At 42.7% G+C, this 18,809-nt stretch carries 34 protein-coding genes and 1 pseudogene; 17 read left to right on the forward strand and 18 right to left on the reverse strand.

The window, feature by feature from the left end; genetic code table 11:
* Window positions 1-2 precede the first annotated feature (2 nt).
* The 14 genes and pseudogenes from WDV75_RS15115 to WDV75_RS15180 all read right to left on the reverse strand — a co-directional run bounded on the left by WDV75_RS15115 (window position 3) and on the right by WDV75_RS15180 (window position 7,738).
* Window positions 3-1,160, reverse strand: coding sequence for a site-specific integrase (locus WDV75_RS15115; RefSeq protein WP_273559530.1), 1,158 nt, complete (start codon window positions 1,158-1,160; stop codon window positions 3-5).
* Window positions 1,043-1,390 carry a helix-turn-helix domain-containing protein gene (locus WDV75_RS15120; RefSeq protein ID WP_273559521.1) on the reverse strand — a complete coding sequence of 116 codons (348 nt, stop codon included), beginning with the start codon at window positions 1,388-1,390 and terminating at the stop codon, window positions 1,043-1,045. The genes WDV75_RS15115 and WDV75_RS15120 overlap by 118 nt, the downstream gene beginning before the upstream one ends.
* A 292-nt stretch (window positions 1,391-1,682) precedes the next feature.
* Entirely contained in the window at window positions 1,683-2,324 is a 642-nt protein-coding gene (locus WDV75_RS15125) for an MT-A70 family methyltransferase (protein WP_338860052.1), read from the reverse strand.
* Complete coding sequence (locus WDV75_RS15130) at window positions 2,321-2,539, reverse strand: hypothetical protein (protein WP_273572400.1); 219 nt, start codon at window positions 2,537-2,539, stop codon at window positions 2,321-2,323. Before WDV75_RS15130 ends, WDV75_RS15125 begins: the two co-directional genes overlap by 4 nt.
* Window positions 2,540-2,646: 107 nt before the next feature.
* Window positions 2,647-3,015 (reverse strand): hypothetical protein, encoded by a 369-nt coding sequence (locus WDV75_RS15135; protein WP_273572399.1) that lies wholly within the window; start codon window positions 3,013-3,015, stop codon window positions 2,647-2,649.
* Window positions 3,008-3,568: a hypothetical protein gene (locus tag WDV75_RS15140; protein ID WP_338860025.1), complete on the reverse strand. Its 561-nt coding sequence runs from the start codon at window positions 3,566-3,568 to the stop codon at window positions 3,008-3,010. The genes WDV75_RS15135 and WDV75_RS15140 overlap by 8 nt, the downstream gene beginning before the upstream one ends.
* Window positions 3,568-3,897, reverse strand: a complete 330-nt coding sequence (locus tag WDV75_RS15145; protein ID WP_338860054.1) for a zinc-finger-containing protein — start codon at window positions 3,895-3,897, stop codon at window positions 3,568-3,570. The genes WDV75_RS15140 and WDV75_RS15145 overlap by 1 nt, the downstream gene beginning before the upstream one ends.
* Window positions 3,898-3,995: 98 nt before the next feature.
* A pseudogene (locus WDV75_RS15150) lies at window positions 3,996-4,451 on the reverse strand (SAM-dependent methyltransferase); the annotation flags it as partial.
* A 269-nt stretch (window positions 4,452-4,720) separates the two neighbouring features.
* The gene (locus tag WDV75_RS15155) at window positions 4,721-5,794 is read right to left on the reverse strand and encodes an AAA family ATPase (RefSeq protein ID WP_338860056.1); all 1,074 of its coding nucleotides are present in this window, start codon (window positions 5,792-5,794) and stop codon (window positions 4,721-4,723) included.
* The gene (locus WDV75_RS15160; RefSeq protein WP_273572356.1) at window positions 5,791-6,063 is read right to left on the reverse strand and encodes a hypothetical protein; all 273 of its coding nucleotides are present in this window, start codon (window positions 6,061-6,063) and stop codon (window positions 5,791-5,793) included. Before WDV75_RS15160 ends, WDV75_RS15155 begins: the two co-directional genes overlap by 4 nt.
* Window positions 6,060-6,476, reverse strand: a complete 417-nt coding sequence (locus tag WDV75_RS15165; protein WP_273572355.1) for a hypothetical protein — start codon at window positions 6,474-6,476, stop codon at window positions 6,060-6,062. Before WDV75_RS15165 ends, WDV75_RS15160 begins: the two co-directional genes overlap by 4 nt.
* 48 nt (window positions 6,477-6,524) lie before the next feature.
* The gene (locus tag WDV75_RS15170) at window positions 6,525-6,926 is read right to left on the reverse strand and encodes a hypothetical protein (protein WP_273572354.1); all 402 of its coding nucleotides are present in this window, start codon (window positions 6,924-6,926) and stop codon (window positions 6,525-6,527) included.
* 3 nt (window positions 6,927-6,929) lie between these two features.
* Complete coding sequence (locus WDV75_RS15175; protein WP_273572353.1) at window positions 6,930-7,145, reverse strand: hypothetical protein; 216 nt, start codon at window positions 7,143-7,145, stop codon at window positions 6,930-6,932.
* Between the two features lie 350 nt (window positions 7,146-7,495).
* Complete coding sequence (locus WDV75_RS15180; protein WP_338860022.1) at window positions 7,496-7,738, reverse strand: hypothetical protein; 243 nt, start codon at window positions 7,736-7,738, stop codon at window positions 7,496-7,498.
* Window positions 7,739-7,867: 129 nt separating this feature from the next.
* Here WDV75_RS15180 and ghoS point away from each other — a divergent pair, with 129 nt between their 5' ends.
* On the forward strand, window positions 7,868-8,152 hold the full coding sequence (gene ghoS / locus WDV75_RS15185; RefSeq protein WP_337927194.1) for a type V toxin-antitoxin system endoribonuclease antitoxin GhoS: 285 nt from the start codon (window positions 7,868-7,870) through the stop codon (window positions 8,150-8,152).
* On the opposite strand, the gene WDV75_RS15190 is transcribed toward ghoS, so the two are convergent.
* On the reverse strand, window positions 8,149-8,358 hold the full coding sequence (locus WDV75_RS15190; RefSeq protein WP_273572387.1) for a hypothetical protein: 210 nt from the start codon (window positions 8,356-8,358) through the stop codon (window positions 8,149-8,151). The genes ghoS and WDV75_RS15190 overlap by 4 nt on opposite strands.
* Before the next feature lie 148 nt (window positions 8,359-8,506).
* Between WDV75_RS15190 and WDV75_RS15195 the strand changes: the two genes are divergently transcribed.
* Together WDV75_RS15195 and WDV75_RS15200 are read left to right on the forward strand one after the other, a co-directional pair.
* Entirely contained in the window at window positions 8,507-9,010 is a 504-nt protein-coding gene (locus WDV75_RS15195; protein ID WP_273572386.1) for a hypothetical protein, read from the forward strand.
* A gap of 159 nt (window positions 9,011-9,169) precedes the next feature.
* Window positions 9,170-9,580: a hypothetical protein gene (locus WDV75_RS15200; RefSeq protein ID WP_338860021.1), complete on the forward strand. Its 411-nt coding sequence runs from the start codon at window positions 9,170-9,172 to the stop codon at window positions 9,578-9,580.
* A gap of 64 nt (window positions 9,581-9,644) precedes the next feature.
* On the opposite strand, the gene WDV75_RS15205 is transcribed toward WDV75_RS15200, so the two are convergent.
* Both WDV75_RS15205 and WDV75_RS15210 read right to left on the reverse strand, forming a co-directional pair.
* Complete coding sequence (locus tag WDV75_RS15205) at window positions 9,645-9,956, reverse strand: hypothetical protein (protein ID WP_338860060.1); 312 nt, start codon at window positions 9,954-9,956, stop codon at window positions 9,645-9,647.
* A 340-nt stretch (window positions 9,957-10,296) separates the two neighbouring features.
* On the reverse strand, window positions 10,297-10,950 hold the full coding sequence (locus tag WDV75_RS15210) for a S24 family peptidase (protein WP_273572081.1): 654 nt from the start codon (window positions 10,948-10,950) through the stop codon (window positions 10,297-10,299).
* A gap of 83 nt (window positions 10,951-11,033) precedes the next feature.
* Between WDV75_RS15210 and WDV75_RS15215 the strand changes: the two genes are divergently transcribed.
* Window positions 11,034-11,219, forward strand: coding sequence for a Cro/CI family transcriptional regulator (locus WDV75_RS15215; RefSeq protein ID WP_273572083.1), 186 nt, complete (start codon window positions 11,034-11,036; stop codon window positions 11,217-11,219).
* A gap of 208 nt (window positions 11,220-11,427) precedes the next feature.
* On the opposite strand, the gene WDV75_RS15220 is transcribed toward WDV75_RS15215, so the two are convergent.
* Window positions 11,428-11,727, reverse strand: coding sequence for a hypothetical protein (locus WDV75_RS15220; RefSeq protein WP_273572085.1), 300 nt, complete (start codon window positions 11,725-11,727; stop codon window positions 11,428-11,430).
* A gap of 189 nt (window positions 11,728-11,916) precedes the next feature.
* Between WDV75_RS15220 and WDV75_RS15225 the strand changes: the two genes are divergently transcribed.
* From WDV75_RS15225 to WDV75_RS15285, 13 genes are all read left to right on the forward strand, one after another.
* Window positions 11,917-12,084, forward strand: a complete 168-nt coding sequence (locus tag WDV75_RS15225) for a hypothetical protein (protein ID WP_273572087.1) — start codon at window positions 11,917-11,919, stop codon at window positions 12,082-12,084.
* The gene (locus tag WDV75_RS15230) at window positions 12,077-13,153 is read left to right on the forward strand and encodes a replication protein (protein ID WP_273572089.1); all 1,077 of its coding nucleotides are present in this window, start codon (window positions 12,077-12,079) and stop codon (window positions 13,151-13,153) included. The genes WDV75_RS15225 and WDV75_RS15230 overlap by 8 nt, the downstream gene beginning before the upstream one ends.
* A 1-nt stretch (window position 13,154) precedes the next feature.
* A complete protein-coding gene (locus WDV75_RS15235) occupies window positions 13,155-14,528 on the forward strand; it encodes a replicative DNA helicase (RefSeq protein ID WP_273572091.1) in 1,374 nt (457 codons plus the stop codon).
* A 108-nt stretch (window positions 14,529-14,636) separates the two neighbouring features.
* Window positions 14,637-14,999 (forward strand): hypothetical protein, encoded by a 363-nt coding sequence (locus WDV75_RS15240; RefSeq protein WP_273572093.1) that lies wholly within the window; start codon window positions 14,637-14,639, stop codon window positions 14,997-14,999.
* A 243-nt stretch (window positions 15,000-15,242) separates the two neighbouring features.
* Window positions 15,243-15,578: a hypothetical protein gene (locus WDV75_RS15245; protein WP_273572094.1), complete on the forward strand. Its 336-nt coding sequence runs from the start codon at window positions 15,243-15,245 to the stop codon at window positions 15,576-15,578.
* The gene (locus WDV75_RS15250; RefSeq protein WP_273572096.1) at window positions 15,578-16,036 is read left to right on the forward strand and encodes a phage protein NinX family protein; all 459 of its coding nucleotides are present in this window, start codon (window positions 15,578-15,580) and stop codon (window positions 16,034-16,036) included. The genes WDV75_RS15245 and WDV75_RS15250 overlap by 1 nt, the downstream gene beginning before the upstream one ends.
* Window positions 16,033-16,248, forward strand: coding sequence for a Lar family restriction alleviation protein (locus WDV75_RS15255; protein WP_273572098.1), 216 nt, complete (start codon window positions 16,033-16,035; stop codon window positions 16,246-16,248). The genes WDV75_RS15250 and WDV75_RS15255 overlap by 4 nt, the downstream gene beginning before the upstream one ends.
* A complete protein-coding gene (locus WDV75_RS15260) occupies window positions 16,226-16,465 on the forward strand; it encodes a hypothetical protein (protein WP_273572100.1) in 240 nt (79 codons plus the stop codon). Before WDV75_RS15255 ends, WDV75_RS15260 begins: the two co-directional genes overlap by 23 nt.
* Window positions 16,466-16,477: 12 nt before the next feature.
* Window positions 16,478-16,921 (forward strand): hypothetical protein, encoded by a 444-nt coding sequence (locus tag WDV75_RS15265; protein ID WP_273572101.1) that lies wholly within the window; start codon window positions 16,478-16,480, stop codon window positions 16,919-16,921.
* Window positions 16,918-17,166, forward strand: a complete 249-nt coding sequence (locus WDV75_RS15270) for a hypothetical protein (protein WP_338860066.1) — start codon at window positions 16,918-16,920, stop codon at window positions 17,164-17,166. Before WDV75_RS15265 ends, WDV75_RS15270 begins: the two co-directional genes overlap by 4 nt.
* On the forward strand, window positions 17,138-17,734 hold the full coding sequence (locus tag WDV75_RS15275) for a recombination protein NinG (RefSeq protein ID WP_338860067.1): 597 nt from the start codon (window positions 17,138-17,140) through the stop codon (window positions 17,732-17,734). Before WDV75_RS15270 ends, WDV75_RS15275 begins: the two co-directional genes overlap by 29 nt.
* Window positions 17,731-17,922 (forward strand): hypothetical protein, encoded by a 192-nt coding sequence (locus tag WDV75_RS15280; RefSeq protein ID WP_273572405.1) that lies wholly within the window; start codon window positions 17,731-17,733, stop codon window positions 17,920-17,922. Before WDV75_RS15275 ends, WDV75_RS15280 begins: the two co-directional genes overlap by 4 nt.
* Window positions 17,919-18,410, forward strand: a complete 492-nt coding sequence (locus WDV75_RS15285; RefSeq protein ID WP_273572406.1) for an antiterminator Q family protein — start codon at window positions 17,919-17,921, stop codon at window positions 18,408-18,410. Before WDV75_RS15280 ends, WDV75_RS15285 begins: the two co-directional genes overlap by 4 nt.
* Window positions 18,411-18,809 lie beyond the last annotated feature (399 nt).

Below are 18,809 nucleotides of genomic sequence, written 5' to 3' on the forward strand. Positions count from 1 at the left end.
GGTTACATGCTTATTTCTCTGTCACTAACTGCCACTTGGGACGCAGATGAGACGTGACTGTTAAAAATCGTATCTATTTGTTTCGCGTGCTCGGTTAAATGGTTAGGTGCTAGATGGGCGTAACGTCTAACCATTTCGATTGACTCCCAGCCTCCCATTTCCTGTAAAATGGATAATGGAACACCTGACTGCACCAACCAGCTAGCCCAAGTGTGGCGTAGATCGTGAAACCGGAAATCTTCTATCCCTGCCCTTTTCAATGCAGAATTCCATGATCTATTATTATCAACACGCATTTTTCTGATTGTTGGCGTCATGGTTCCATCACTTCTCATTGATGCTGTTTTGTGCACAAACACCCATCGGTGGTGATTACCAATCTGATCTCGAAGAACCTGACAGGCAGTGTCATTTAAAGCGACCCCTATCGCTTTTCCTGACTTACTGTCTTCGGGGTTCACCCACGCCACTTTGCGTTGCATATCAATTTGCTGCCATTCCAAGTTGATGATATTTGATCTCCTTAGTCCTGTTGCTAGTGCAAATCTGACAACAGATTTAAGGGGTTCAGGGCATTCAGATATCAATCTAACAGCTTCGTGTGGCTCCAGCCATCGGATGCGCCTACCTTTTGGCTGGTTTACTTTTATGATTGGAGCCTTATCAATCCACTTCCATTCCCGCTCAGCGGCTCTGAGAATAGATTTTATTAGTGCCAAATATGATGATTTAGTGGACTGCGCCGCTGGTTTAGGAACATAAGCAGGGATATCCTTCCCTTTTCTGATGCATGTCTCTTTTTTTGCCAGCCATCTCGCTAATGTTGCTCTATTCTGTAATTTGCTAACAGCGGCATAAATTTTCGCTGACGTAATATTCTTTAATAAACATCCCGAAAAACACTCCAACCAAAAACCCATCAAGCTCTTATCAGTATCAAGAGATTTTTTATCAGACTTTTCCTCCAGCCATCTGACGCAGGCCTCCTCAAATATGACGTCAGGATAATCCCCCAGTTTATCAACTCGCCATAAGTCAGACCTTAATTTGTCGTGCAGTTCCTGCGCTTGCAGCTTGTCCTCTGTGCCAAGAGACTGTTTAATTCTCTGGCCGCCCGAGATCGTGATGTCGGCGTACCAAGTCTTGTTTCTGCGGAATATTGACATTTGTTACCTTCCTTAGCGTCAACCGCGCTCACGGTTACAGTGTGGATCGGATTGTTTAATGCGGCAATGCAATTTTGACGAGTGATAAGATAGGGGGATTGTTTTTTAGTTGGGTCTTTTCTGGCTGCCACTAATCGGCCTGTTCTAATCCAATTCCGTAATGTTGGTGGTGAGACCCCAACAAAATTACATGCTTCCGCAAATGTCAGGGGATATCTATCCATCCTTCATCTCCTTCTGAATCATCCGCACATAATACGCCAGCACTGATTTAGCGCTGAATTTCATGTGGTTGAGTGGTTTAAATTTGGGGGTGTATTTATCGAGAATTGCGGCGACTGCGACATCGTCGTATTTGGGTAGGTTGTTTAACTCATTCAGGCACTCCCTCGCCACCTGTCGTCGTCCGTTCTCGAATGATTGGTTATTCATGATGCTCGGTTGACAAATTCGATTTAATTTGCAAAACGGTTGACGCTAAATAGTCAACCGACACTCTTTCCGTTCTCGAATTTGTTAGTCATTGGTGGTGAATTTAACCTCACTAATAAATTCGATATTATTTTGGGGTGACTCATTACCCCATAAATCCCAGCCCTCGACTGTCTCACGGGCAAATAATTCAATGCGTGGTACATCACCGTATAATTGCTCTAATCGGTAGTGAGCTTCTCGCGGCTTTTGCGAGTGTTCACCCAGACACGAATAAATAACCTGTTTCACGCTGGCGCTTTGTCGTGGCAGTCCATTACCACGAACGGCGATCAATACATCCTCGGTGTTGCTGCGGGTGTAGTTGCCGCCGTTCATCCGTGTTTCGGTGTTGAGCAGTTCCATAAAGTCATGAGCATCGAACAGCCTTTCTTCCCGAATAGCCTTATTGATACGTTCCATCGCTAACTTATTCAGCTTTATCCACGTGAACAGCTTCATGGTCTTAACTGTAAATCCCCATGCCTCAGCCAGCTTAATAGCTTCCAATGCAAAGTTCCCCGTGTACCACATGCAGAGTACGGAATTTTCAGCGGCTATTTGTTCTATGGGTAATCGGGTGAGGGAATAAAAATCGGTAGTAGAGTAGTGGTTATTGGCGGCTCCGTTGCTGGCTGCGTTATTATATTGCCACAGGGGATCAGCTACGATGAGGCTGTATTTCATTCTCCATCCCTACTGTTACTTATATTAAATGGCAATCCATCTGCCTCCATAGGGTTAATATTTGCAAAATCACATGGAATAATGAGACCGCCAAACTCTTTAACCATCATTAATGCTTGTTGGGCTTGAATCGCGATAATATTTTTTGGTAACACTAATTGATAAGTTACTCCATCAATTAAGACCAAAGTCGTCATTGCTTGAACTTGTTTCATGGCTATATTCTCGTTATTTGTTTGGGTGGCGGTATAGATTTACTGCAAATATGCTTTTGTTATCACCTATATCATCAATGCTTTTATAAACCTTACCATCAGCTAAATTATATAGCCACAGGCGCCATATTTTCATATTCAGATACTTTCGATTGCAGCTTGACAATTCCATCAACTAATGCACATATAATAGCACCATTTATGTCAGCCAATTTATGCCAGTCCGCATCATCCTGATGGTACGCATTAATAATAATCTCATATTCAGCGAGCTTTTCTACTGCTTCGCAAAGTGTGATTAACTTCTTAGGTGCTCTCATTAAATCAAGATAATCAATCGCTGCTTGGAATTTAAATCTATCAGCATCGCTGTTTGATTTCATAAAACTATCGTATGCTAACAACGCTAATTCACTACGTTTTTTCATTTCCCGCGCCAACTCAAACGCTTCTTTGCATAAATCTGAATTAGTCATTATCATCACCTGTATATTTAATTTTACCCGTCAATATCCCATCAATTAGTGTGCGCATTTCCCAGCACCAATAGAAAGATTCGACATAAACAGATAGTTGTTCGTAGTTATGTTGCTTGCGCTGAATAAATTTTTCGGCAGCTTCACGGGTTAAATGCGTGTTTACGGTTCTGTAGTCATATTTCCAGTGGAAAACATAGGCATCCTCTAATACAAATATTATGCATTCAGCTTTGTCGTGATCATCTAATTCTGACCAATCAGATAAATATTCCTCTTGGGCGTGTTTAAATATTCTTTCTTTCTGTGTATCTTCAAAACTATCTAATGCCGCCTCAATGGAGTAATATTCCCAACAATCGCAATATATGCCTATCTCATCATCTTCGAGGCCAACAACTTTAACTCGTTCTCTCACTGTGAATGATGGGTTCGTTGTAAAATGCTGGTCAACGCCAGCCCCTTTATGTTGATATTTGAGGCGATTAACAAAATCATTCCATGTTTCACGGGATAATTCGCCGCCGTCTGCCAGTGATGTAAAATCAGTCATTATTTAAACTCCCTGCATATATTCGCTGCCCGTTCGCACATATCAGTATCAAACCAGCCGAAGTGGCATTTGCTAGGACTAATGTCTAGCTGTTTTGCTAACCAATGGTACGCCTCCGTGCGCGCCCAATTCCATTTTTCTCTGACGTAATCGAAATGCTGATGGGCTGATAGACGCGCTATCCGTGTCGGTTTATCCGCCAGTGACCCCATCGGGATATCCGTTCCCTGATGCATGCTGACACGCGCACCACATGTCCAGCAGTGGTATAACCACGGCCAGCGGTTGTCATGGATACGTTTAAATACATTCAGATGATGCTCAATCATCACGTGCCTGCCACAATATCGGCAGTGTGTCGGAATGGGGTAGAGGTCGTTAACTCTGAGAACTGCTTTTGGATTTGGGTTCCATGGGGTGTATTGCATGAGGGACTCTCCTTCATGAATGCCACCCAATGTGTATTTGCCCTTTTTCCTGACGGGTGGCCAAACAATGGTGATTGAGATACCAGCGCTAATATTTCACTGGTTTTGATTTGCGTTTCATTCCATTTAAAAATCAGTGTTCCTGCTGGGCGTAATACTCTAAATGCCTCCCTGAATCCCTGTGCTAAATCATCGCGCCAATTATTTTTATCCAATATGCCGTATTTCTTCCGCTGCCAACCGTTTTCACCTGCTCGTTCCAGATGAGGCGGATCGAATACAACTAACTGAAATGAATTACTGGTAAATGGCAGGGCGCGGAAATCACAGATAATATCCGGTTCAATATTCAACTCCCTGCCATCGCATAAAATATGACGCTCTCGCCGGATATCGCAAAAAATAACATTGGGATTATTGCGGTCGAACCAAAACATCCGGCTGCCGCAACACATATCCAATATGGTTGGTGACACAATAATCCTCCCGCCGCATAGCAGCGTAGTGATGAAATGGTTTTGATTATTTAGTTAATATTGGGATTGCCGAGCACAAATACCCGGTGTTGAAAATCGGTGGAATGGTATAATCTGGGTTTCAGCTTTTCCCCTGTTTTTGCCTTTCCGCATACTCTTTAGCCCATTTACGATTACAGATAACGCATTTTCCATTTGCTACAAACCTCTCCGTATGTCCATGCGGACAGGGTTTCCCCTGAAAATATTTACTGGACTCCTTGATCATTAGTTTGTGTCTCCATAATCATGGATTTTATTTTCCCAAACCCCTGTTTTAATACTTCGCTATTCATCCCCTCAATAGCTGTCCAGCTCCGTGTGGCAAAAATGTTTTCCATAACGTCCAATCGCTGTTCTTTAGCTTCTTTGCTGTTCCCATCCAGCCCCAATTTTACGAATAACCCCTTTATTTCCTCGCACATGATTTCTCTTTGGCGCCTTTCGTACTGAAAACCATCATCCGTGATTTCGTTAACAAACAGCATTGAGCTGTCATGCTGCTCCATTGAATCAAAGTGCTTTCCGCCGATGTTGAGAAAATCAAAATGTGGAGCGAATGTCTGGAAAGTAGGGAAGTCGAACTCTTGTCCATTGAGCCTGTCAGTGCGATCCTTCTCTACCAGCGCCCTGTTAATGATTCTGCCGTTTTCTCTGTGCTTAATCATTTCGATGAGTAGCGATGGTTCATATCCCATCTCTTTCTCGGTTGCCATTTTTGTACCGTTAGTGATGAGTTCCATCTTTCCTGTTTCATCATTTTTTTGGTACTCATAAATAGAACCTGCACGACCACAAACTATTGCGTGGATCTTTGAAGAGAGGAATAAGTCGGTAAATTCAGCCCACTTGGCTTTGATAGGCTTCCAGTGATGGAATTCAAGCTGATAAACAGGTTTTGCACGTGGATTATTCTTTTGGCGTTGAGTATTGAGTTGCTTTAGATAACTATCCTGACAATCTTTCCATACGTGAGTAATTGAGTCTGCAATGATAATGGAGCATTCCTGTTCCGCTTCCCGCCAAAATCCCATCAAATCTTTAATTGCTCGGCTCTCGTCATAAACTAAAAATTCAATACCAACAGCCTCAAAAAACGGAATTATGTATGTTGCCGCTGGTTCTGTATCGAACATAGCAACAGGTTTTTTGAGATTATATGTTTTCCATAACCCTACAGCTATTTCCGTTGCTGTTCTGGTTTTCCCTGACCCCGCATCACCGTAAATTCCAATTTTTGCAAACGCCTGCTTCCGCTCGGCTTTCTTCAAATAACTTTTCATGCTTGTCTCCTCTGCACCTGACACAAACATAATTTGCGTAGCAGGTCATTAACCATCTCATCGACCTCATCGCCCGCATCGAACAGTTCACTGAATATCTCATTCATCCGTGGTGAGAAAATAGAGCATGTCCCTTCTGGTAATGAGTTATATAATCTGTGAGCGTCGTTTTCTTGTTGTTCCTCTACAGCTTCCTGATAGGCTGCCTCTTCCATTCTGCGCTCATATTGCTCATCCTGAGCACCGTAGGGGTTGTAATCGAATCTCATGCCGCCTCCCGATGTAATTGCCTGTTCAATTCCATTGATATTTTGCGCCCCATCCCTGATTTGATAATCGCCTCAACCAAACTCACCTCATCACAGTTATTCACGAGATGAGTTATTATTTCGCTAGGGTCTGGATTGGAGCGTTTGGTGAACTCTGAGAATGTCATGTCAATTTGCAGGTCTGCGGGGTCTTTGAATATTACCTGTGTGCGTCCATGCAGCGTCTTGCTGGTCGTTTCCGCATAGGTATAACTGAGCGTGATTGGATACATGATTACCTCTGTTAAATCGGAATAAATACAGTTAATGAGATGAGAAAGAGAGTAATTCGGCGCTTCCATGCGCCGCCGGTTCCTAACTGCTTGCGGTTTTGTGGGTACGACCGCACACCCGTCGAACATGTTGTTACGCATGTAACAGTCCCTCGTTAGTGAAAACGATTTGTGATTTTCGAGTTTGGATTATTTAGAGGTCAGCGCAATCAGCGCTTTGGCGTGCAGTTCGGCGGATTCGAGGTCGAGGTGGATTAGTCCGCGTTGTAGCCAAGTGATATCATCTATGCCTCCATCCCAAAGCATAATTTCTTCAGAATCTGCGTAAATATCTGGAAGGTAATAATGTGTTAGTTCAGGCAACGGCTCCCTCACTGGCTCAGGAACATCATATACCCCAATTTTTATAGTGCGGGGTTTTAGTCGGTACATCAAATGGATATCAAAATTGATGGCGCGATCGCAATCTGTCCAGATGACATTATCAACACAGTTAAATGCACCATATTGAAAATGCTCCCACGGTTTATCCGTTTCCTGAGCTAATTTCGCGTATTCCATAATTAAATCGGCGTGAATGTGTTTAGGCATTGTTTATCTATCCTCCAATGGCATCGCACCGTCTTCTGGGTAATCAGTGCAATAGACACCCAGTTGTTCTATATAAAAACCACCGTCATCCTGAATTGCTAAATTAGTGCCAATAGTAAATTCTTCGCTTAATCTTATTTCTTCTACTTTCTCGTAGGGGATTCCTACGAAATCACAAATGCGCTGAAATTGTTTAATTGTTAGTGTGATTTTACTCATTATCATTTTCCTATATTCAGGTAATAAAAAGCCCCGCATTGGCGAGGCTGGTGATTATTATTTAAAATTTTATGCCATACATAATAATGTTATCGTAGGGACTAATAATGCTAACGCTATTAGCACGCATATAAATTTAACTATTTTGTTCTTAGATGTGCATCCTATATACATAGATAACACTCCAACTGGAAGCGTTAACCACCAACACATCAAAAACATAAATTTGAACCATTCAAGGCTATACATTTCTGCTACTAACACACATATTCCCTCATGAATTCATTGTCGAATCCATGAATATATCAGAGTCACTCACCACAGCCCACTCGGAAATGAGCTGGAGTTAGTTAATTTCCACCGACGGTTAAATCGAATTCTCTTTTAGTAATGGCTGGCTGCAACCCATTTGCAATGGGTATTTCATTTTCCGGTTCTGGTGACTTTATAAAACGCCAGCCTTTGAATAATCTCCCTGTGTAAATATTATCCATGTAACCTGGAAAGCAGCCTATTTTATCCCGCAAAAATTCCAGTGCTGCCATTCTTTCTGAGATATCCGATTTCATCCGATTAAATTCATAATCAGTCATTACACCCTCACTATTAGTTATTATTGCGCCTGAATATTTAACCACCTCAGGCGGCAGTGGTTCCTCGCTTTCCACAGTCAAGGAAAAATGATAAGTTGGCTATTCCACAGTCAAAAAGGAATAAGAAAAATGGCAAATTTCACTGTTCGCGTTGAGTTGCACAATGCAAACTCCAAGGATTATGATAGGCTGCATGAGAAAATGGAAAATGCAGGGTTTGAACGCGCGATCACCACTGAAAGCGGCAGGGTTTTTCAACTGCCAGATGCGGAGTACTCAATTTCTAGCACAAAATCCACACAGGAAGTTTGTGATTTAGCGCGAGATACAGCAAAGAAAATAAAATCTAATCCATCTATTCTTGTCACTAAATCAAACGGAACCAGAAGATGGTCTGGTTTGGATGAAGACTAATCTTCAGCTTCAGGTTCATCATCACCATCTCCTCGTTTTGGGTTTTCTGTTTCAAGAGCGATAAAACTATCTCTAATATTCCGGGCGATGTATTTCGCCCTATCATTATCGATATAGCAGCGAGACTCCATTTCTATATTAATTACATTTACCAGAGCTTCCCGCGCTGCTTGTTGTGATTCAAGTGTCAATTCTTCAAATTTCATGTCTATCTCCTGTTGTTTAACATTTCGCTGTTACTGTTGTTGATTTGATGTGCCTGCTTTTAACCACATCAGGCGAGGTGGTTCTGCTACTCCCCAGCAACAAAATCGTTTATAATTCAATCTCCCCAGCAAACAAAAAGGACAAATAATGACCACGCCATCAGAGAGGCAAGATATGATTATCCGCGCAATGAATGACAGAGAGTATTTAATGAGTCCGATAAGCACTGAAAAATTTCAGTATCTTACTGATGAGCTTGGTGAGGAAAAATTAGCGAAAGATCTGAGTTACCTTCAATCTATTGGATTAGTTCAATTAGGTGCGGTTGAGATTGGCACTACCGATGATGAGCCTTATTCATTTAATCTTAACAAGATGGCATTAACTGCTGCGGGTGTTGACTATGCCAATATGGACACCATCGGAAATAAAATCAACACGGTAACTATCAAGATTCACCAAAATACCCTTGAGCAGATTGAAACCATTATTATGTCTGCTAATTTGCCTGAGTCAGAAAAGAAAACCCTTTTGCAATTGGTGAAAGAAAAGGGTGCTGAATCTGTTGTTGGCAAGTGTGTTGATACACTATTTGCTAATGCTAGCGCTGCAACACAAGTTCTTTCTGAGTTGGCGAAGAGTGTATTCTAAACCCTCGCACTAACCCCGCCGCTTTCTAGTCTACGGCGGGGATATTTTTAAATATGCCTGCATATTTAACCACCTCAGACGGCAGTGGTTCTTCGTATTCCCCAACACAAAGAAATCGGCTATTATTCAATCTCCCTAACACTAAGAAGGATTGAATTAATGGATATAGGTTTATTTATTTCTTCTGTCAAAAATGCCCTTGGTACTCTTTCGACTATTCAAACGAACGAGGTACTCAGAGAGAGAATCACTTTCATCTACGAGCAAATTGAAGTAATTCAAAAAGCCAATGAAGCGACCGAGAAAGAACTTGCCGAGCTTAAAATAAAGAACTGCGAACTTGAGAAGGAAGTAGCGAGTTATCGGGAAAAGGATCAATTTATCCAGCACATGGGAGCGACCTTTAGAAAAGATTCCTCTGGCGGCTACATTAGGGCTGTGTATTGTCCCAATTGTCTTAAAGCGGTCGGTAGTGGATTCCCTAATTTTCCTTACCATTGTGGCTCCTGTGGTTGGTCATCTGAATTTGAGGGTGGAGATCTTGAATCAATAATGAAAACCCTCCCATAACTTACTCCTCATAGCCCACTCATCGAATGGGATATAATTAGCATTTGAGTCAGCCGCATAAGTGTTAAACCCTCGCACTCACCCCGCCCGATTCCAATCTACGGCGGGACTTGGTTTTGGTTGAATAAAGTGCCACTTCACTCATGCAGCAAGATCCGCTGCCGTTGTCGTTCTTAGTATCTTTCTTCAACTCAATCATTAATTGTGCCAGTACATCAATTTCATCTACTGGCTTAATGATTGAATCCCAAATTTCTTCCACTGAGCGGCTTTGGAGTTTCTGCGCTGTCTCCTGTTGTTTCTTTGCCAAGAAAGCCGCTCTACGCTCATAACGACGAGCTGCGTAGTCACTCCGTATAACGGTTACTGTTGTCATATCGCCTCCGTAAGTAAGTTTTGGTGGTGTAGTCGTTCACCTTATTTCCACTACACCCCAAAACCTACTCAGTGGTGGTTGATTCAAGAATGCCTGAATCTGTTCCATAATGTTAAAGAGCGGTGTCGAGTCATCCAGTTCTTCTTATGCCACTGGCGGCTACTTCGTGGGCGTCCTGCCTGTTCGATGTAATTAATTTAAGATATCTTAAATTTAAAGTCAATAGTGAGTTTAAGAAAACTATAATTTAATTACAGTGAATTCCGTATAGTAATGAATTAAAGGGAAATTAAGATTGATCTCAGATAGCCACCTTAGCGGTGGCCTTCAAGGTGAGGGGTTAAAAATCTTCGCAGTTATCTATATATCTAACAGCTTTTACGATGGCACTGACGTATTGGATTTTGTCTATCTCTGAGCGCTCCATAGTGATGGGCCTATGATCGCTATTTATACTGCTAAACTGATACTTTCCATCTCGTGTTTCACCGAATATTTTTATCATATTGTGCCCATTTTTAGTTCTAACAAATACCTCATCGCCATGATGTACTGGTGTGTTTGGTTCTACAACAACAAACTCACCAGACTGAATGCGAGGCCACATACTATCCCCTTTTACCTTGAGGCTATAGGCATCCCTATCATCGCTGTAAATGCGCAGCCAACCGTTATGTTCTTCCACCATATCAACTGCACCATCTAAACCTAGTACCGCTTCACCTACAACTTTGACTAATCCATTTTTTAATCTTCCTGCATACTCTAGATCGGGCTTTTTCTGGGGTTGTTCCTCTCCTTTTAATATGTAATGAGCTGAGCATTGAAGCGCCGAGGCTAAGGATAGAAGATTGTCCCCTTTAGGTTCCGTCTCCTCTTTTTCCCACTGCGAAATAGCACCGTGCGAAACCCCAACTAACTTAGCTAGTTGTTTTTGGGTGAAATTTAACTCTTTCCTGCGCAACCTAATGCGGTGACCGATATTCGTTTTCATAATTAAGATATCTTAAATCCCATTGACTTAAGATTCCTTTAATCTCATAATTATAGAGTTCTTGAAAAATGGAGGTTTAAAAAGTGCTCAAAGATGAAGCAATAAAATTTTTCGGTAGTCAGAGAGCTATAGCTGAAAAACTGAACGTGTCCGACGCCGCAGTTTCTCAATGGAAAGAAATCATTCCTGAGCGTGCTGCTCTCAAATTAAACAAGATCACTAACGGTAAACTGAAATACAAGCCGAACTTATATAGTAAAGCTGTGTAGTAACAAGCTCTTTAACATTACAGACCGCTCTAGGCACTCTTGGAGCAACTCACTATCACCTATCTCAGGATAGTTGATCTCTCTTTTTATTTTCTAAACAAAGTCTAACTGTCATTTCACTTTAGGAATTTTACGGATGAGAAAAGTAATGAACAAAGTATCAATCAACTATGACGGGGAAACAATCGACATTTCCCCGATAAAGATGTCAACGGCTGCGGAGATAATCAGCCGCTTTAGCGCTGGCAAAATATCTGCGACCTTCGGAATTGACCCCCTTTTCATGACGACGACAGAAATCGACGAAACTGTTGGTGCTCTCTGCATATGCCCGAACGACGATTACGCCACTGCTTTCCGTTTTTTGAATGAGTTTCTCATTGAGTTGTTCCCATTCCTCGAAAGTCGCGGGAAATCCTTGTGCATCAGTAAAGATATTTAGGAATTCATGATATTGCGATTCGTCTTTGTAGCAAAAAACACCAGCAGCTTCTACCTGCATAGACATGTCGAACCTCCTTCGGTTCTTAGTTGTGGAAAACCAAGAATAAATCGAATGATGGTTCGGCACCAGTGACAAAAAGAAAAACCCCAGTTGCGCGAACAACTGAGGTCTCTGAAATGCAACTTGAGATGTCGATTTAACGACACGAGGTATGCAAGCCCCTCAAAACAACATTTCACAGGAGAATTATACATGAAAAACAAATTTAATCACAGCGGCGTGCATAAAAATAATGCGCGTGACCAGGTAGCCCGTCAGGTTACTGAGCAGGGAGTTAAAAAACTGCGGGGTGCTCTGGAGGATGCCAAGTTGCGTCTGGAGCATCGTGAGGAACTGACCGGAGGCGCACGCCATGAGTAACGTTGCAAGGCTTGATGACTATCGGCCTCGCCCTGAGGCGATGGAGAGGAAAGTGGCTGATGTTGACGATGGATTCACACGGATAGCCAATGAATTACTGGAATCTATAGCGAGTTCAGATCTTACAGCCAGACAGTTAAAAGTCATGCTGGCAATTATCAGAAAGACATACGGCTTCGGTAAAAAATCTGATCGTATTGCTGATTCTCAAGTGGCAGAAATCACAGGCTTATCCAGACAAAATGTGAACAAGGCAAAAAATGAATTAATTTCAATGCGTTTTTTGATTATTGATGGTAACAAAATAGGGGTAAACAAAGCCACAACAGAGTGGATTAATCAATCTAGAGACAGTGTCTCTAATTTGAAGACAAAAAATGTCTCTAACTTAGAGACAGACGATGTCTCCAATGTAGAGACACACAAAAGAAATACTTTAAAGAAAAAAGAAAAGATCCCCCTAACCCCCACAGGGGAAGAAAATCTCGCTCTCGAAATATTGGATTATTTTAACCAGCTTACCAACTCACGATTTCAATCAACGACTCCAATCCTGAAAGCGCTCTCCACTGTGAAGAGCAAAGGGGAGTGCTACACGCCAGATGAAATCAAGTTGGTCATTGAATGGGCGGTAACCCAATGGAAGTACGGAGAGAAACTAAAACCTGAAAACCTGTTCCGCATGACCCGATTCGATGGCTACCTATCAGACGCGGTTAAGTGGAAAGAGCGAATTGACAGAAACCCTACTGACTGCCCTCATGCAGAACTCATCACCCTCTGGAATAACAAGATCCCTGCTCGAAGCGTCGATGCTCAGGAATGGACATCACGCAGGCCTGCCTACCGGAATCTGGAAACCGTGTGGAACGGTAAAACCAACAAAGGGAGCTGGCGAGAGGTTCAGCACATGGCGACATGCTTTGAGCTGATCAGTCAGTCATCCCTGTTCAGCCAACTGGAGGAGAAACCGTGGCTAACACTGGATTGGATACTCAAGCCAGAAAACTGGCCGCAGGTTTACGAACAGGCAAAACGGGAACATATCGCACGACGCAACGGGGGTTAACATGGACAAATTTTCTGATATTTACACAGAGCAGGCGGTCATTGGCAGTATTTTGATTTCTGGTGATGAACATGCTGACGCGGCAATCAGTGCAGTGGAATCACTGACTGAAAATGATTTCAGTTCTGTCGCTCACAGGCTGATCCTGAGAGGGTTAAAAAAACTCAATGTAACGGGCAGTAAATTTGATTTGGTTTTGCTAAACAGCGAGCTGGAGCAAAGCGGTGATGCGGGTCACTGTGGAGGATTTGCCTACATCGCTGAATGCTCAAAGGGCGTACCCAGCCTGCAACTACTGCCTAACTACATCGATAAACTCAAGCAACTATCAATGACCCGCCAAATGTTGTCGGTTTTGCACACGGGTATCGCCAGAATCACTGAGGGTGGAGTGAATGCGGTTCAGGATATTGTCGGTGATATTGAGAACCAGATATCAAATATCGGTAGCGCGAATGATGGTGGAACCGCTCACATCATGGAGGGGGTGGAGGAATCGATAGAAATCATTGAATCGATGATCAATGGTGATATCTGGAAACATAAAACTGAGTTTGGGATGCCAGATATTGACCGAGCGTTTGGTGGATTTAACAACACCGATTTTATTGTGATTGGCGGTCGTCCCGGCATGGGTAAGACCATGATGAGCACAGCAATAACGAAATCGGTCGCATTGAAAAACCGTAAGCCAGTGATGTTTTTCAGTTTGGAAATGCCCAAGTGGCAAATATCAGAGCGTATTGCATTTCATCATGCGCGTGTTTGTAAACAAGATTTATTGGGTGAAAACTGCTCAAAGGAAATGATGAATGAAGCGTGGGCAAAACTGGCTCATGCACTAGATGATGTTCAAAAATCATCAATACATACCAATGACAAATCGTCTTTGAGTATCAACCAGATACGAGCAGAAGCCCGACGGATGCACAAAAAGACTGGCGGCCTTGGACTGATTATTGTTGATTACCTGCAAAAAATGAAAATGACCAATCCCGACAACATGAACCAGTCAGTTGGTGAGATCGCTACAGGGTTAAAAAATCTGGCTAAGGAACTAAAATGTCCGGTTGTTGCTCTGGCTCAGTTAAACCGTAATTTGGAGCAGAGAACCAATAAACGGCCTGTTAACGCAGATCTGAGAGAGTCGGGAATTATTGAGCAAGAAGCTGATGTTATTTTCATGGTGTATCGTGATGATAAATATAATCCCAATACGGAATTGAAAGGAATTACTGAGATTATCTGTACCAAATCACGTCACGCTCCCGGTGCTGAAAAATCGTATTATTTTACAAACGCGCACGGAGGGTTAGATCCCGCTGACCTCACTAGAGTTAAATCCGATAGGTATCAAGAAGACATTGAATTTTAACCTTAAAAATCTATTGTTATGAATGCTCTAAAACATCACATTAGGTACATGTTAATATGAAAATGAACTACAAGATATTTGGGTTAAGTCAATAAAACAGGGGTTGAAATGGAAACAAGAAAGCGCGAATTACTTAAGCTAACCCACAAATACAAAGAGTTAAAAGAGCGAATTGAGGAAACATTTGAAAAGGGAAATAAAACTCCTCAGAAATGGCTTGATGAAAAACTTGCTCTTCAAGATGAAATTTGTGATTTAACTAATTCAACGATAACAGATGAATTAATGGAGAGGGAATCAATGACAGATGAGGCACTGATTTATTTTTTGAAGGAAAAATTACTTATAATTACGGCTCAATTAGCAACGGTTAAATGTGATTTTTATCCTGATCAAGAGCGAATCGATAAGGCCATCAGAGCGTCAGCTTATGCCGTTGATACGATAGAGCGACACCTTCAAAAATTCTAACCTCCTTCGCCTGCTATATGCAGGCTTTTTTAACCCCACCGTAAGGACTTTTAGCATGAAAAAAGCCAAAAAAGGAGCAAAAAATATACTAATTCGAATATCAATCGCCGCGTTTGTTTTAGTTCCCCTCTCTGTAATTATTCTTATCACGTGGCCTATCCAACAATTAAACAATCTCTCCAATTGGTTATTCCAGAGAGTTTATAAATTTGTGGTAACTAACTATTTCGAAAGGGTAAAGTAATGAAAATCAAACAGCTACAACAACAGATTCACCAACAAAATATCGCCGCCGGTTGGTGGGATAATCCCCGTGAACGCGGAACATTGCTCTGTTTAATCCATTCCGAAATCAGCGAGGCAATGGAGGGTGAACGCAAAAATCTGATGGATGATCATTTACCTCATCGCCCTATGGCTGAGGTGGAACTGGCTGATGCTGTCATTCGTATTTTGGATTACGCAGAGGCATTTGGTTATGACATTGAGGGCGCGATTGCTGAAAAATTAGCATACAACCGGCATCGGGCAGACCATAAACGAGAAAATCGCGCCAAATCTGGCGGTAAGGCATTTTAATGAAAATCAAAACATCGGAACTAACGGGACGGGCGTTGGATTGGGCTGTGGCGTTGGCGATTGGTATGGATATTTATATATGCGGTCGTTCTCGTGATGATGAATATGGATGGATTGGTAATTATAACGTCGCCGCGGCGGCATTTAAGAAACCGATTATCACCGTTAGCCTCTGTGGTGATGTTCATATTGAATTTCAGGCAGAGGTAAAACTGTATTCTCCATCTACCGATTGGTCACAATGCGGACAGTTGATTGATGAATATCTAGATAGCTTAACCCGCATGAGCATTGATTCCCCTTGGGTGGCGTCTTGTAAAGCGGTAACAGTGGATGACTTTTCCATTTGGAAAGTGCAAACAGGTGACGCGCCTAAAATCGCCATCTGCCGCGCTGTGGTCGCTGCAAAATTAGGCGACGAGGTTGAGATACCGGATGAGCTGGTGGAGGCAAAATGACAGATAAACTCAAATCGTGCCCGTTTTGTGGTAGCGACGATTTATGTCCAGATTATGAGGACAGGGACTCACTTTTCGCATCTTGGATTAATTGCGGGAATTGCGGAACTGATGGCCCATTATCGAAATGGGAGGATAGTTACGCGGCGGCGGAATCGGCAGCAATTCAGGCATGGAACCAGAGGGCGAATGACGATGAGGGATGCAATTGAACGACTGAACAACTCAGCAGGCCATGATTACCAGTGGTCAGCTATGTGTCGGGTTCACATCTGTAAAAAATGCGGCACAGCAGAGCACCGCAGCGGTTGGTATTGGTGGGCGGGACATAAGTCAAAGCAAGAACCGCCATGTGCATACAATCCGCAAATTGATAGCGCAGAAATGCGGAACTGGTGTGCAGAAAATGCAACTTATGAGGGGTTATGACGGGGGTTAGGCATGGATAATTTCTGCCTACATGAATCGAATAAAAAACTATTTTACGACAACCTGAAACAACTACTCGCCACTCACGAAAAACTCAGTATCTCAGTCAAACCCTACAGAAAAAAACGCTCACTATCTCAGAATGCCCTATCACATAAATGGTACGGGGAGATTAGCGCATATTTGGTTAAATCAGGTCGCGATTACTGTACTCCAGAATGGGTTAAACGGAATCTCAAGAAGACCTATCTGGGTTACGCTGAGGTGGAATACGTTGATTTTGTTACTGGTGAGATTGAAACACATCAAGAATTGCGCCACACGTCAGATTTAGATACTGGCGATATGTATTACTACATGAGCCAAATTGAGGCGTGGTGTTTTCATGCTGGTATTGAGTTAACCACACCAGCTGACAGCGAGTACATGAAACTCAAACAGGAGCAAGAGCGGTGAACGAAATCAGAAAACCGGTGGATAAATTACCACGTAATTACGGATGGAACAGATTAAAGCTGGCTCAACATAGTTACGCCGATTTAGAGCGACTCCGAATTGACGTTGAGGAAAACCATGCGTGTCAGGATGGTATCCATCTCATTGATACGAAAGGCCGGAAAAAGCTGGATGCAATAGATTGGGCGATATACAACAAACAAAAGGCGGAAAGGGATGAAAAAGCTAAGACGGCGGAAATGTAAAGAGTGTGGCGAGCAGTATGAACCAGAACGGCAATTACAAAATACCTGCTCAATCCAGTGTGCAATAGCCAGAGGTAGGAAACAAGAACAGAAAAAACGAGAGGAACTGGAACGACGACGAAAGAAAGATAATAAAATTCAGCAGAAGCTAGCCCGCGACAAACTCAAAGCCCGCAAACTCTCAGTAAAGCCCCGCAGTTATTGGATTCAACAAGCTCAACGAGCAGTTAACTCATATATCAGAGAGCGAGACCGCGATTTACCGTGCATTTCCTGTGGTACGTATACATCTGCTCAATGGGATGCGGGTCATTACCGGACAACGTCAGCAGCGCCTCAATTGAGATTTGATGAACGGAATATCCATCGCCAGTGTGTTGTCTGTAACCAGCATAAATCGGGGAATCTGGTTCCGTATCGGGTGGAGTTAATCCGGCGTATTGGCCTGGAACCGGTTGAGGCTATCGAATCGAATCATGACCGCCACCGATGGACGATTGAGGAATGTAAGGCGATTAAATCTGAATTTCAGGAGAAATTAAAAATACTGAAACGGGAGGCGGCATGAGTATCTTCGATGATTTTTATGAGGCTCTTGAAGATGCCAGACATAAAAAAGAAAAGTACGGCAAAGATTACAACATTATTCAGAAAAGAGACCGCGCTATTGTCGTCGGGGAAGTGATGCGCGGTGTCAGGGTGATGTTTAGCACTGCCAATGATAAATATCACACAGTATTGCCGGGGGTGAAATGAGTAGCATCAGGGAAAAACAGCTCACTAAAGAGCAACAAAACTGGATTGAACGATGGTTAAATTTGTGGGGAGCATGGGTTTACAGTGGCAGGATTGATAAGCGTCAGGTGAACATGATTTACCAGTTCATGGTGAGCGTAGAACCCCGTAAGAGACAAGACAGGCCAATATGCAATGATGATGATGGGATGTTGATTTCTCAGGTTGTTGATTCCGTCATGTGCATTGACCAGCGTGCGTACGGTATTTTACTGAGCTACTACGCCCACGGCGCCTCGAAACTGGCAATCGCATCTTACTATCACCGAGTTACAAATCCACGCAAAATGATGACCCGTTCTGGGGGGCGATTTAAAAAACCGTCTCGCGGTACATGTCGTCGTGAAGTTGATGAGATTTTAAACGCGAGTGTCTACCTGTTATATCAACCTCTACAAAATGCGTTTAATTCACGTAAACGTGTAGAGAAAATTAAAAAGATTGCATAGAACATGTTGACATCAATGAGCAAATGAACAATACTTTCTGATAAAGTCGCCGTAAGTGTTTCTTAGGTGCTTTTCCAGAATATCTAAGCCTCGCCATCGTGCGGGGCTTTTTGCTATCTACCCGTAATAAACTCAGAGTTTACACCCCCGATCGGGGTTAGAGATCACCCCCATGCAAGATGAATTCGATGGCTTTATCCAACCATCGGGTAATTCCGGATAGTTCAAATTACCCGATATCGGATTTCCGACATCGGAACAAATTCAATCGGTTATAAATTCAAGGCTGCGCGTGTGAAGTGACCCCTTATGTTGGTTGTCCAACTATTTCATGATAACGACAAGGTAAGCAGCACTTGTGGCAATTCAGCAGTCTTAATATAACTGGATGAAATTAAT

It is taken from the genome of Xenorhabdus griffiniae, from assembly GCF_037265215.1.
Lineage (GTDB): Bacteria > Pseudomonadota > Gammaproteobacteria > Enterobacterales > Enterobacteriaceae > Xenorhabdus > Xenorhabdus griffiniae.